The sequence below is a fragment of the Flavobacterium chilense genome, assembly GCF_001602525.1.
Lineage (GTDB): Bacteria > Bacteroidota > Bacteroidia > Flavobacteriales > Flavobacteriaceae > Flavobacterium > Flavobacterium chilense.
The window spans coordinates 1-15311 of record NZ_LSYT01000014.1 but is presented as its reverse complement, the minus strand read 5'-3'; the positions used below and the strand labels follow the sequence as shown (position 1 = coordinate 15311).

Genomic DNA, 15311 nt, shown 5'->3' with positions numbered 1-15311 from the left:
ACAACATGGCAACAGACAGAACTAACATTGGCTACAAATTCGAAAAAGGAGATATTCCATCGCAGGAAGACTTCCAAGAGGTGTTTAAAAGTTTCGTTCATATTGACGAAGACAAAGCCGATTTTCAAATGGTCGAAGCAGGAACCGATAATCAGCATTATGTAACTCCTGCCCTTTTGTATACTGGTTTAAAAAATATTGGTATCATTACTGGAAATAACTATATGCCACGTAAAGAGCATTTTGACTCATTTGTTGGCGATACCATTACTTTGCAATATGCGCCAGTTAATTACAGCGTTAAAGTATTTAAAAACGGGCAATTATTACTAGAGAAAGAAGGCCAAGGAAATGATGGAGATTACATCATCAATTACGAAATGGCCAAAATTACCTTTTCGGGCAATATTGACAATAGAAACATTGAAGTCGATTATTGGTATAAAAATTTAGCTCCAAATACAAATCCAGGAGGCGGTTCTGGTCAACAAATTGACTTTACAAGTTTTTTACATACCACAGGAAATGAAACTAAAAATGGAATCTTAACTTTCAACAACACTACTCCTACCTCAACCAGCGGAATTGTATTAACAAATAGTGGTACCGATGTTGGCGCAAAAGTGCTGGACGTAACAGTTAGTGGAACTGGAAGCGGTATTGCGGTTCAAAATACGGCAACAGGAACAGGTATTAAATTATCCAATTCCGGAGCCGGAACCGGTATACAAGTAAACTCAACTACAACATCCACAGGTGATTCTTTAAAAGTAACCAAAGATAATGTTGTAAAAGCTAAAATTGATTCAGAGGGAATTGTAAGTGCTGAAAAATTTGTTTCTGCTCGCGGTCAGCGTACAGAATTTGTAAAAGGAGATGGTTTTCTTGATCCTACAACATACGCAGAGGATAATAAAGTAATTCATACTTCTGGTAATGAAAGTAAAGATGGAGCATTAAAATTAAAACACGATAATTCTGTAGAAGATGTTTTAACCATCACCAAAAACAATAGTGCTAATTGCTTAAAATTAGTTCAGAATTCTACTTCTAACGCTACCACATCTACTTTTTATACCAGTACTGATGATGTAAACAGAAAAGCCATTAGCGTTCAAAAAAAGGAACAAGAAAATGCATTTATTACACATGATGGAAACGTATCCGGAACTTCTTTTACAACCTTAAACGAAAAGGCAGATATTACAGATGGATTATTAACCTTAGCGGGTTCTACTTCTCAAACTGCAACAGCTGGTCATGCAAAATTATACGCCAAAACTGACGGTACTACTGATTTGTATGTAATGGGTAGTGATGGGATTGAGAAGAAGATTGGTGGTGAGGTTGATTTGTCAGGAAAAGAAAACACTATTGCTACAGGAACTACTGCTCAATATTTCAGAGGTGATAAAACTTGGCAGACTCTTGATAAAACAGCTGTTGGACTTGCTAATGTTGATAATACTAGCGATTTGAATAAGCCGGTTTCTACTGCTACGCAGACGGCTTTAGATAATGTATTACACAAAACTGGTTATGCAACAGAGACTAAAAATGGTGAGTTGGTTATTGATAGCGGCGTAAGTGATGTTAGTGGGTTAAAACTAAAAAAAATTCTCTCAAGTTCCTTTTCTTCAGGATCAGCAGAAAATTTTTCAGCAGCAAAGGGCAGTGGCATAATAAAGGCTAATGATGGATTCTTTTATTCTGTGGAAAATAGTTTAAATAAAATTCAGCGTATTTCACCCGATGGTTTAACAATAACTGATTTCGTTACAACAGGTTTAAATAATCCTATAAAAATAATACAAGGGAATGATAATTTTTTATACGTTACTTGTATTAGTGGCGCGCCTTTAAGGAAAATTGATATTGTCACTGGTGCTGTAAGTATCGTTACTACAACAGGTGTTTCAATCAATGTGCCTCAAGGTCTTGTTCAAGGGATAGATGGTAATTTGTATATTATATTATGGAGTGATAATAAAATTGTAAAAGTTGATATGATTACTTTTAAAGTTACTGATTTTTGTACTTCATTACTAAATAATGCTAGAGAAATAATCAAAGCATCAAATGGATTTTTCTATGTTATTAATCAATCTGATGGTAATATAATAAAAGTAGATTCAAATACTGGTAATGCTTCAGTCTTAAAAGTGAATGTTGGTAATATGCCATCTAGTATTACTCAAGGTATTGATAGTAACTTATACGTTACAAGAGTCTATGCAAATACAGTACAAGCTATTAATATTTCTACTGGAGAAAATGTTGGTACAGGAGTTTATATGACTAATGGTCCACAAGATATTGTAAGTGTAAATGACACATTATATTCTATCGGTACTACCATTCAATCTATAAAAATCCTTACTGACAGAAAAGTTTTAAAAACAGATTCAACAGGTCTTATAATAAAAACGACATTCTTGGAAGATATCCAATATTTAAAAGCTACTGATGTTGATTTATCAAACCTTGTAACTAAAAATAATCTTAAAACCATAAATGGTGTATCCATTCTTGGATCTGGAGATATTGTTACAGCATCAGAGCCTTCTCAAATTACCATTACTACAACTACAAGTATTACAACCGATACACCTGATACCAATGGCAAAAAACAAATTGATAAAAACGTCATCATTAATAATGGAACAAGTGCAATAAACATTACTGTAAATGGTGGCACAGATTTTAATGCATCATACTTAAAACATGGTACAGGCGCAATAACATTTGTACAAGCAGCAGAAAGAACATTAGTTCAGGTTAATGCAACTGCAACACTAAACGGAGCAGCTGGAAGTACTGCCACAATTTCTAGTATTGGCACGACTGATTATTTAAGAATTTCAAACGTATAATTATGAATCCATTATTATTTTACGAATATGGACTAAGCAAAACTCCGCCTGCTCTTCCATTTGTTTCCACTTGGAAAACTGATAATGTCTCCACAGGTTCTAGTAATGCATCCCAAATAAAACTGCCTTTGATTAGCTCTGGTACTTATTCTTTTAATGTAGATTGGGGTGATGGTATGTCAAATTCCATAACTTCATATGATCAAATTGAAATTATGCATACATACGCTACTTCTGGTACTTACACGATTACGATCACAGGAACTTGTAAAGGCTGGAAATTTAATAATACGGGAGATAAATTAAAAATATTAACCATTTCTAAATGGGGAACATTAAAACTAGGCAAAAATGAAGGAGGTTATTTTAATGGATGTGCAAATCTTAGTTTATCATCAGTTGAAGACATATTAGATTTAAGTGAAACCACCTCGTTATCTAATGCATTCAGTTCCTGCACAATACTTTCAACTATAAATAGAGCAAATGAATGGAATGTTAGTACAGTTACTGATATGAGTTCTTTGTTTTACAGTGCAAAAGCATTTAATCAAGACATCTCAAACTGGGATACTAGCTCTGTTACCAATATGAGTGGCATGTTTTTATTTGCGTTTGTATTCAATCAACCTATTGGAAACTGGAATACTAGTAAAGTTACAAATATGATAGAAATGTTTCATACTAATGGTGAGTTCAATCAGCCTATCGGAAATTGGAATACTAGTAATGTTACAAATATGAGTGGTATGTTTGGCTCTTCATATGTAAATTTTACAAAATTCAACCAGGATATTGCATCATGGGACACTAGTAATGTTACAGATATGTCAAGGATGTTTTATCAAGCATTTTCATTCAATAAACCTATTGGAAATTGGAATACAAGTAAGGTTACAACCATGTATAGCATGTTTCAAAATGCCAATGTATTCAATCAAGCTATAGGAAATTGGGATACCACTAAAGTTACTAATATGAGATTAATGTTCTACTCGGCATATTCATTTAATCAACCTATAGGAACCTGGAATACATCTTCAATTACTAACATGAGTTATATGTTCACAAATGCTTATGTCTTTAATCAACCTATTGGAACTTGGGACACATCTAAAGTTAGTGATATGACAGCTATGTTTAGTCAGGCATTTGCATTTAATCAACCTATCGGAGATTGGAATACAGGAGCATTAACTAATATATATCAAATGTTCTCTAATTCACGTACATTCAACCAGCCTATTGGAAACTGGGACACAAGCAAAATTACTAATATGGCAGGTGTATTTAGTTCCAGCAGCAATTTTAATCAAAATATCGGTTCTTGGAATATATCGAATGTCACTAATTTTTCAGATTTTATGTATGGTAAAGATACTACAACTTTATCTTCCACAAATTTAGATGCCATTTACAACGGATGGAGTTCCAGACCAGTAAAACCCTCAATATCAATTACATTTGGAGCCGCTAAGTACACGTCAGCTAGTGCAGCTGCACGAGCAATTCTTACAGGAACTCCAAACACTTGGAGAATTACAGATGGAGGAATCGTAGCATAACATTCATATTTCTAACAATTTTAATAAAAACAAAAAGCTAAGTAATAAAAAAAATGGAAAACGTAACAATCAATAAAGGAGAAGCAAAAACAATCAACGCAGAGCAATTAAAGAAATTACAAGATTTTAATCTCTTTATGGATAAGGCGAGATTGTCATTGGGAGAATTGTCTATTCAGTACGAGTTTCAAAAAGCAGATATTTTAAGTCAGATTGCCGTTCAGCAGCAAAACTTTAATGAATTGGAAAAAGTCATTAAAGAAGAATACGGAGATATTCGTGTAAACATTGAAACCGGCGAAATTGTAAAGCAAGGACAAGAATAATCCTTGAAGATAATTTTTAAATAGTTATTTAGGAACCACAAATTTATCAGCCTGTCTGGCGTGGTTCCTATTAACTTTTATTAGGTCTACGGCTTGAATTTGTAAAAATCAAGTTCAAATAAAATAATAATACTTCCTATCGCAGTCTTCGTCTATTTACTTCAAGACAATCTACTTCATTTAATTATTGCTCTTTTATAAAATTCAATTTTCTAGCGATAAAATAAATTAATAGCACTTCAAAAAGGTGAAATCAAAAGCACATAAAATGGCTTTTCACTTCATCAAACCTAGCTTTTGCTTAAAGCAATTCTTCGCTAAGTTGAGACAAATCATAATCAATTATAAACAAAGTATGGAATATTACAATATAGCCAGGTCATTGACTGCGGCAAAAAATGATTGCGCTGCCGGAGTCATAGGTACTTCCGTCACGCTTATTGCAAATGCAAATCAGTTTGCCTCGACCATTAGTGTGGAAGATGCAAATGCAAAAGCGGATGCGTGGTTGGCAGCAAATGTTCAGGCATATGCTAATAACACAGGTTCCTGTAGAATTACAGCCTGGAGGGGAGTAAACCCTTCTTGTGTAGTTGAACCAACAGTAACATTATCACCTTTTAACTATATGGTTATTAGGTATAAATGGGCATTAGGAGCAGGTCAGGATTTCGACACTTATACCGGAATCATCAACTCCGGAACTTCTCTGGACAACAAATGGATGGGCTGGGGACATGGATTTAATAATGAAATTCCTGTAAATGCTTTAGCCGCTGATTCATATATTATGTGGGCAGGTGATAATACTCAGGCAAATGGTGTAGAAAGTTGTTTGGTAAATTTTAGTAAAATAACAACAGACTACCCTACTCTCAATACAGTTCAGTTAAGAATGGCTGGATCATGGTATAGAACTGTAGGTACGGGAAATATTGATGTTGAAATCGTAACGTATCTTGGTGGTGCAATGGAAAAATCAGGATACGACATTATTAACGTTGGTGGAACTCTGGTTGATCAAAAAAACTTCTCCAAAAAAGTACCAATCCAGGGTACCAATCTGGCTAAGAACATTGAAGCTGTTACTAATCTTGGGTACATCACCTATATTAAAGATTCATCTACTGGACAAATCGTAATTAAATATTAAAAAACAACACTATGGGAAATACAGGATATAAATCTTTTGCTTCACTCGAATTATACTATGTCGATGATGGAAGTCCGACAGGACAACCAACTAAACCAAATGTCGTTACAGACCCTGATTATATTGCACCGGTTTTAGATACTACTAATTGTACTCCAAGTACGAGATATTATAGCTCAGAAAAGAAATTAAGCGCAAAAAGAAACAACTGCGGAAGTGGATATAGCGGAAGTACCGTTACGCTTACTTCTTACCCTAATCAATTTTTCTCCACCATAAGTCTTGCAGATGCAAATGCACAAGCAGATGTATGGTTAGCTGCAAATGTTCAAACATATGCAAATAATGCAGGAACATGTGAAGTTATTTATACTCCACCTTCCAGTGGAGGTGGTGGAGGTAGCGGAGGCTGCTTTGTGGAAGGTACCTTAATTACATTACCTGATGGATCAAAAAAACCAATCGAAGAATTACAACTGAATCAATTACTTCTTTCTGCTGAAATTGAAACACTAATCGACACCAATGATGCCAGTGAATTGTACAAATGGTCTTCTGAATATTTATCAGAAAACAGAATAATATCACCAATAACACAAATTTCAGAGAAACTTGCCTATAAAACAATGATAATAAATGGTGGTTTATTAGAGGCTACTCCTACTCATCTACAATTAATTCAGCGAGATGGTTTTTGGAAATTTATCCCTTTAGGAAATATTCAGGTCGGAGACAATTTATACACTATCAATAATGAAATTATACCAGTTATAGCTGTTACAGTTAATTTAGAAGAAAGAAGAATCTATCCTTTAACATTGAATCCGTTTCATACTTATTTCGCAAATGGAATTTTAACCCATAACTACAAACAACCAATGGCAAATGATTATTAAAACGGTATGTCAACTTGATAAATAAAAAGAGTTCTTTCCTACAAAATCCTTATAAGTATTAATCCAAATTCCACAGAAAATTTTTCTTTTAAGATTGATAATCAAAAATAGTGTGGAATTTGGATTGACGTTTATAATTTTTTCCTACAAAAAATTCAATCAGTTTGTAATTATCAAAACAAAATAAAAAATGGACACTAATCATAACAGAATAAAAGTCGTCGACTTAGAAATAAATGAACCAAACAAAATTTTAACGACCAACAATAGTGGTGAATTAGAATTTAACGATATAAACAATATCAAAATAGACAGTTATAACGCCCTTGACTATATTGTCTCCGGGAAAGCCTTAGATGCAAGACAGGGGAAAGTTTTAAAGGACTTAATTGATGATGTAAACGAATTACTGGCTTCGGATAATGTCGATTTAAATACACTTCAGAAATTAGGTGATACAATTGAAGTGATCCGTAATTCTTTAAATATATTATTAGTAAATGATTTAAGCACGGGTGGCACTACAAAAGCTTTAACTGCAGAAATGGGGAAGATTTTGCAAAATAGTAAAGTTGATAAAATTACAGGTAAAAGTTTACTTTCTGATACTGAAATCACGCGCTTAGGAACACTCTCCAATTATGTTCATCCAGTAAATCATCCTGCTAATATTATTACTCAGGATTCTTCCAATAGATTTGTATCAGATACAGAGAAATCTTCATGGAATTCAAAAGCAGAAGTAATATCTCCAACATTTACCGGAGTACCTGCAGCCCCAACTGCGGCAGCTGGAACAAATACTTCACAATTAGCAACAACTGCCTTTGTTAGAAATGCTACTTCAGCAGCTTCAAACAATTCTGTTTTATTAAGTGGTGATCAGGCAAAAAGGGGGATTCTTTCATTTGATAATGGTCCAAATCCCTCCTTAATTAATGGTATACGAACAAATTCAGGAGCTAATACATTTAGCATAGGAGCTATTTTTGATGCTGAGGGCGGTACAGCAGTTTCAACTACTGTTGCTATAGCAGCAACCGGATATAAAATAGAAACGGAAGGATTTAACGGTATATTAATAAATTCAAAATCTATATATCCAGGAAGTTCAGGAATTAAGCTAAATGGAGCTACTGGATCTACTGCTATGCTTTTTAAAGGTCAAAACAATGGAATTGATACTTATACTCTTAATAAAACAGGAGATATTGTAGCGAATACATTTACCGGAGGAGCAACTCTGATAGGAATTCCAACTGCACCAACTGCGCCAACCGGAACCAATACTAGTCAGATTGCAACTACCGCTTTTGTCCAAAATATTGCCAGACCGTACAAAGTATATACTGCTTTATTAAGTCAATCCGGCACAAATGCACCAATTGCAACTGTCTTAGAAAACACTTTAGGTGGTTTACCTGTTTGGTCAAGAAATTCGATAGGCTTATATATAGCTAACTTATCAGGAGTATTTACAACAAATAAAACAGTATTTTTCATAACGGGGTCATTTGGCGGAATTGTAACAAATGGTGCCAGAACAAGTGAAAACGAATGCACAATCACTACCGTCAAATCAGACACATCAGTATATACTGATGGGGTAATGTATGGTACTACGATAGAAATCCGAGTATACAATTAAAAATAAAATTAACTGATAGTATTTATTACTATTTCTTTTGAATCTAACTATAAGTGAAATATAAAAAATTTATTGTTACTGATATTTTGCTTGAGATTACTCCTTTACACTTAATAATTACTTTAGAGAGATTTATTCTTTTTAAAGGAAAAAATTTATGAACGATGGATAACAAAATTCAACCTGTTATACTGCTGTCAATTTAGAAAAACAAACCACCTATCAAATCGCTTTAAATCTATTTAACGCCTTGTATGTTAATGAATTTTATAACTCATAACTACAATATCCTTAAAATGTTCTATAAAGGAACATCTACTTAATAAACAAAACAGTTCCTTTTTTTTTAAAGTTATACAAGTATTTAATCCAAATTCCACAGAAAAATCATTTTTAAAATTGACAACCAAAAAATTATGGTAAAAAAATAGTATGGAATTTGGATTTACATGTATAATTTTTTCTCAAAGAAAAACTTAAACAGTTTATAATTATCAAAACAAAACTAATAAATGCACACCAATCATAACAGAATAAAAGTCGCTGACTTAGAAAAAAATGAACCAAACAAAATTTTAACGACCAATAATAGTGGTGAATTAGAATTTAGCCATATAAACAATATCAAAACAGACATTTATAACGCACTGGATTATATTGTTGCTGGTAAAGCTTTAGATGCAAGACAAGGAAAGGTTTTAAAAGATTTAATTGATGATGCAAACGAGTTACTGACTTCTGATAATACTGACTTAAATACGCTTCAGAAATTAGGTGATACAATTAAAGTTCTACATACTTCTATAAGTACAATTTCGAATGATCTAAACAACATTAAGGCAAGCAATTATAACGCACTTGATTACATTGTTCCTGGTAAAACTCTGGACGCAAGGCAGGGAAAAGTTTTAAAAGATCTAATTGATGATGCAAACGAGTTGCTGGCTTCAGATAATGCTGATTTAAATACGCTTCAGAAATTAGGTGATTCAATTAAAGCGTTACGTAATTCTTTAAGTACAATATTAGTAAATGATTTAAGTACCGGCGGCACGACAAAAGCTTTAACTGCTGAAATGGGAAAAACTTTACAAAGCAATAAAGTGGATAAAGTAAACGGTAAAAGTTTACTCTCTGATACTGAAATTGCTCGTCTGGGTACACTATCAAATTATACACATCCTGCAAATCATCCTGCAAGCATTATTAATCAGGATCCTGGCAACAGGTTTGTAAGCGATACGGAAAAAGTCATCTGGAATGCCAAGCAATCTTTTTTAGGCTTTACTCCCGAGAATACAGCTGATAAAAATGCAGCCAACGGATATGCAGGACTTGGTGCTGACGGAAAATTAATTTCTTCTCAGCTCCCATCCATTACTGTAAACGATACCTTTGTAATTGCTTCCGAGGTGGCCATGCTGGCATTAACAGCTGAGACTGGAGATATTGCTGTTAGAACCGATTTAAGTAAATCTTTTATTTTAAAAGGTTCAAACTCCGCAGCTTTAGCTGACTGGCAGGAACTACTAACCCCTACCAGTGCCGTAACAACCGTTTTTGGGCGTAATGGAGCAATTACTTCTCAAACAGGAGATTATTCAACTGATCAAATTAATGAAACAACAACAAGAAAATTTCAATCTGCTAATCAACAAATTTTTAATGATGCGACTTCTAGCATTCAAACACAACTAAATTCAAAAGTTTCTTCAACGGGATCAGGAGCATCAGGTACATGGTCTATTAATGTAACAGGAAATTCAAATACCGTAGGTGGACTTCCTGTTCATCCAGACAGAAACAATGAACCAAATAAAATTGTAAGAACAGACAATCTTGGCTATATTCAAGCTGGGTGGATCAATACAATTTCTGGTAATAATGGAACAAATTCCATCAACAGAATCTATGCATCAGATGATCAATATCTAAGATATTACACCCCAGCAAATTTCATTAGTACTTTAGGATTAGCGACCACCGCGTCAACAATTCCTTCAAATCTATATAGTGGGACTCCAGTCGCAACATATTTCACTACAAATGGTAGTGTAAGTGGTTTAAAAATTAAGCTTCCCTTCGGTACAAATTCAGGTAAAATGGTGTCTTTTACTGTAAGATTGTATCAATCTTATGAAGCCTATGATATACAGTTTTCAGGTTATTTATATGAAACCATTGATAACTGGTATTCACCTAAAGCATTAATGATTTGCGGTACAAGTCCTCTTAATGTCATTATGGGGAAAGATTCTGATGGAAAAGCCTATGTATGGTTATCAGGAGGAAGTTATTCAGGCGCAGCAGTATTTGATGTTGTAGGTGGATATAATACCGCAGACTGGAATACAGGATGGACCATAACAAACGATGCATCTGCACCAAATCAGGCATTAAATACAAATGTTTACCCTACAATAAATACTAATAGTTACAAAAATTATTCTTCATTTTCAGGCCTTGTATCCTCTGGTACTGGATTTCAAACTGCAAATTATGCTGTTAACACCCGAAACAGAGTTTGGTCATTTGGTGATGCTGATGGATATGGTTTGAGTTATTTTCAAGGATCTTCCGGCCAATATGGTACAGATTCAATAGGACTTCATTTTGGTACTGCTACAAATGCTGCATCAAAATTTATTTTTGCCAGCAATGGTGATTTAATTACAACCGGATTAACAACTAGTTCTGCTTTAGGAGTCGCTCAAACAACAGGATCTGGTCAGGGAATATCCTTATATGCAGGAGCAGTAAATGGAATGCCTTCTTATGGATTAATGTTTGCTACAACATCAAATTATGGAGGATACGGATCTGTAAGTGGAGATTGGGCAACCTATTTTACAATGGCTGGAGCGACAAACAGAGGTTGGATTTTTCGTTCAACCAGTAGCAATGTAGCAAGTATTAGTGCAACAGGCGTATTTACCGGTTCTAGCTTTGTTGGTACTTTATCAGGAAATGCAGATAGCTCAACTTTGACCAGCCAACTTAGATGGAATAACTACGGTAATGGTCATACGATTTTTGACGCATCATCATCATTATCTCCTAGTGGTACAACAGTGAGCAATGCTAATGCGGAAATAGCCTGGAATTCAACTTATCCTTCTCTTATGGGCTGGAATGGTGCAAATACTTATGGTTTGCGAGTTGATTCAGCCAGAATTGCTGATAGATCATCTAGGGCAAATGGAAATTTTTACATTGATGATAATTATGGTAATGGAGTTGTAGGTGTATACTCATCAACAAGATACCAAGGCATCTATGCTATGGGAGATGCTTATAAATTAGCAGCTGATGGTACAGCAACTAACAATTGTTACGGATTAGTCTGGACACATCCTAACGTTGGTGGTCAGTCTATTCCCGGATTAAGCCACCAATTATTGGTTATGGAAGCCGGTGGAACTAAAACAGCAATTGGTACAGGGATCTGGACTTCAGGATCTGTTACTGCATCAAGATTCGCAGCGGGATATGATTCCGGAGTTGCTAACTCATTTTCTTGTGATGGATGGTTTAGATCCGGAGGCACTTCAGGTTGGTATAATTCAACCTATGGAGGCGGAATTTGGATGCAAAATAGTACTAATGTCGAAATTTACGGAAACAAGCAACTTTTAGTAAATAATAATATTATGTCTACCGGAGATGTAATAGCATATTATTCTGATGAAAGATTAAAAACTAAAAAAGGCAGCATTACTAATGCTTTAGATAAAGTCGCAAAATTAAACGGTTTTTATTATGAAAATAATGATTTGGCAAAAAGCTTTGGATATAAATCTGATGATTTACAATTAGGACTCTCTGCTCAGGAAGTTCAGGCCGTACTGCCAGAAATTGTTACAAGAGCACCTTTTGATAGAGAAATAATGGAAGATGGAACTGAAACATCAAAATCGGGGGAAAACTACTTGACTGTAAATTATGCAAAAGTGGTTCCTCTGTTAATTGAAGCGATAAAAGAGCAGCAATCTCAGATAAAGTATTTATTAACCAAAATAAACAAATAAATGCTTTAAAAATTCAACAGTTTTTTATTAGAAGTTGCTAGAAATACTTATAGAAAGGGTAATGTTAGGTATGTTTTACATCTTCTTAAAAAAAATCATCAATCCACTTTGATTCAAATAGTTTTATTCGATGAAATGACTGATCTAAACCGATATACTGAAATTGACCGATTCATAACAAATTAAAAACAATTAAAGAATAATGACAAAACTAATTCAACATAGCAAAGAAAATATACATGTAAAGCTTGAAACCAGTAATTATACAGCAGTAAGCAATGATTTAAAAGGTCACCTTCAAGGTATTGACGATGCATTAGAAAATAATACTGGAAATGGAGAGATAAATGAACAAAATAATTTCGTTAGAAATTTATATATAAACTTATTTGACTTATACGCTTTTGGGTTAGAAGACGATATGTTAGCCGCAATTAATGCTTACATAGCGACATTACCAAGTGCTAAAAAAACAATATTAGATACTGAAAGCAAAGTTAATATTGTCTTGTATGAAGGAAGATATAGTTAATGCGAAAATAGTGTACATCTGTTCCTATTTTAATGGAAACTCAATTCGCAAAAGCTATTTTGCGAGAAATATAGCCTTATATACCAAACTAGGATACAATATAATTGTTTGTTGGATGAATAAAGAAGAAGATCTAATAATTCAAGAGAATATAAGGTATATAAATTCAAAGATAGTAAATGCCTCTACTGCGAGAAATAAATTATTAAAACTATTTTATAAATCAGAATATAGGGAAGCATTATTTAGTGATGATGATACAATAATTCTTAACAATGCAATATTAGAGAAGCCAATAGGTACTTTCGACATTTTAAGTTATATAATTAATTTGAATAACAGATTACTTGATAAACCTATATTTCTATCTGGAATATTTAAAATAAAAAACTTAAGACTTAATAATAAGAAAATGATCTTTTTTGATGAAACATTAGAATCAAATCAAGATGTAGACTTTGGGTATAATGCAAATCATAATGAGATAAAAATCAAGAATGTATTTACAAAAGACATTTTTAATGATCAGCAGAATTCCGTCATGTTTAGCAGTAAAGAAGATAGAGAGAAAAAAAAGGAGCAAAGCATAAAAATTATAATTAAAAAATGGAACAATTATGGAAAACACATATCCCCAATATCCTATAATGGACATTAAATTTGTTTATGAATTAACAGATATAGGTAAAGGATTAATACCAATACTTGAAGCTCAAAACTTAACTTTAATTTATACATACATAGAGATTCCGGGAATACCTTCTTGGCAGCAAACATTAGGTACGGATCCAGTACTTTACGGTTCTGTTGCAATAAAAACATTTAATAGTGTTTTCAAACATTATGCAACAATAAACGCTTCTTTTAATTCAAACTATAATCGAGGGTTTTATATGATTGATGGTTCAGATGAAACTACTTTTAATGATAAAGATGTAGTTGGAATTGGTACAGAAACTTATAACGAAGTTTTACAAAAAGGAATATTCTTTTCCAAAGTTAAATCAAGAATTGTAGATAATTATACTCAAAAAGGTCTTGAGAATGAGGGCGATTATGAAGCAAACTTCACTTCACGAAGTTTAGTTACCAAGCAATACGTTGATAATAAAACTGTAACTAACAATACTTTGACAGCTCTAAGTAAAAACCAACTCAATACACTTTATCCATTAGCAAGTATAGGTTTCAAAGTTCAGTGTTTAAGTATCGCCAGTGGGGCTTTGATGTATGAAAAAACAGCTAGTAACTGGCTACAGTATACCATACAAATTGTTCTATAAATAAATTACCATATTTAAATCCTAACTTTTTATGAACTCTCTTTATTAATTACGATTTTTTTATCCAAGAATTAATAACAAAACTTCTACATAGAAAAATCAGCACATCCCGTTTTCAAAAAAAATTAAAATTAATAATTTCAATCAATTCAGATGAATACAAATCATAATAGAATAAAAGTATCCGACTTAGAAACCAATTTGCCAAACAAAATCTTGATTACAAATCAAAATGGAGAATTGACTTTCAATGATCCTAGTGATATAGGATTGGGAACAAGTAAATTCCGAAAAGAAAACTTTGAATTTACAGGTCCAAAAACATTTACTTTATCCGAACCGGCACTAAATGTTTTATCTGTAGTTGTAGATGGTATCACCTTAAATGGCACATCAGGTGCACCACTACAATATCGCATGAACACTCCTACTTCATTAGAGATCCTTGACGAAATGATTGTGGGTGAAGACTTTTGGGTGAGCATTACTTATAATTATGCAGGATCAATTACTGGTGAGCCTGTAAACGGGAATTACACAGCAGATCAGATTACAGAAACAGCGACCAGAAAATTTCAATCAGCAGATCAACAGGCTTTCAACGATGCTACATCAAGTATTCAAACTCAATTAAATTCAAAAGAAACATCAATACCAGTAGGTACAAATTTTCAATACTTTAGAGGAGATAAAACTTGGCAGACTCTTGATAAATCTGCGGCAGGATTAAGCAACGTAAATAATACCTCAGATGCAACAAAAAATGTTTTATCTGCAACTAAATTAACAGCCTCTAGAACAATTAATGGAGTTTCTTTTGACGGAACTACAAATATTACTATCAATGCAGTAGATGCAACACCAAGAATTGCTTCAAGCGAAAAAGGAGTCGCTAATGGAGTCGCTACTCTTGATGCCAACGGAATTATCCTAACAACGCAATTACCAAGTTATGTTGATGATGTATTAGAATTTACAAACCTGGCTGGTTTTCCTGCAACAGGTGA

Annotated in this window: 11 protein-coding genes; all 11 read left to right on the top strand. The window is 33.5% G+C overall.

Translation table 11 applies throughout. The annotated features are described in order from the left end of the window. Window positions 1-5 precede the first annotated feature (5 nt). Window positions 6-2873, top strand: a complete 2868-nt coding sequence (locus tag A4F88_RS23855; protein WP_068845492.1) for an NHL repeat-containing protein — start codon at window positions 6-8, stop codon at window positions 2871-2873. A gap of 128 nt (window positions 2874-3001) precedes the next feature. After that, window positions 3002-4438, top strand: coding sequence for a BspA family leucine-rich repeat surface protein (locus tag A4F88_RS23850; RefSeq protein ID WP_162268812.1), 1437 nt, complete (start codon window positions 3002-3004; stop codon window positions 4436-4438). Window positions 4439-4491: 53 nt separating this feature from the next. Then, on the top strand, window positions 4492-4764 hold the full coding sequence (locus A4F88_RS23845) for a hypothetical protein (RefSeq protein ID WP_068845488.1): 273 nt from the start codon (window positions 4492-4494) through the stop codon (window positions 4762-4764). Window positions 4765-5119: 355 nt separating this feature from the next. Next, window positions 5120-5917, top strand: a complete 798-nt coding sequence (locus tag A4F88_RS23840; RefSeq protein WP_068845486.1) for a DUF5977 domain-containing protein — start codon at window positions 5120-5122, stop codon at window positions 5915-5917. Window positions 5918-5928: 11 nt separating this feature from the next. Then, a complete protein-coding gene (locus tag A4F88_RS23835) occupies window positions 5929-6813 on the top strand; it encodes a DUF5977 domain-containing protein (RefSeq protein ID WP_068845484.1) in 885 nt (294 codons plus the stop codon). Window positions 6814-7003: 190 nt separating this feature from the next. After that, complete coding sequence (locus A4F88_RS23830; RefSeq protein WP_068845482.1) at window positions 7004-8461, top strand: hypothetical protein; 1458 nt, start codon at window positions 7004-7006, stop codon at window positions 8459-8461. Window positions 8462-8973: 512 nt separating this feature from the next. Further along, window positions 8974-12489 carry a tail fiber domain-containing protein gene (locus A4F88_RS23825; protein ID WP_068845480.1) on the top strand — a complete coding sequence of 1172 codons (3516 nt, stop codon included), beginning with the start codon at window positions 8974-8976 and terminating at the stop codon, window positions 12487-12489. Window positions 12490-12691: 202 nt separating this feature from the next. Continuing rightward, a complete protein-coding gene (locus tag A4F88_RS23820) occupies window positions 12692-13021 on the top strand; it encodes a hypothetical protein (protein ID WP_068845478.1) in 330 nt (109 codons plus the stop codon). Window positions 13022-13136: 115 nt separating this feature from the next. Next, complete coding sequence (locus tag A4F88_RS23815; protein ID WP_162268811.1) at window positions 13137-13679, top strand: hypothetical protein; 543 nt, start codon at window positions 13137-13139, stop codon at window positions 13677-13679. Beyond that, window positions 13639-14304 (top strand): hypothetical protein, encoded by a 666-nt coding sequence (locus tag A4F88_RS23810; RefSeq protein ID WP_143155027.1) that lies wholly within the window; start codon window positions 13639-13641, stop codon window positions 14302-14304. The genes A4F88_RS23815 and A4F88_RS23810 overlap by 41 nt, the downstream gene beginning before the upstream one ends. A gap of 153 nt (window positions 14305-14457) precedes the next feature. Further along, window positions 14458-15311: hypothetical protein (locus A4F88_RS23805; protein ID WP_209442836.1), on the top strand; the 854-nt coding region annotated here is incomplete at its 3' end.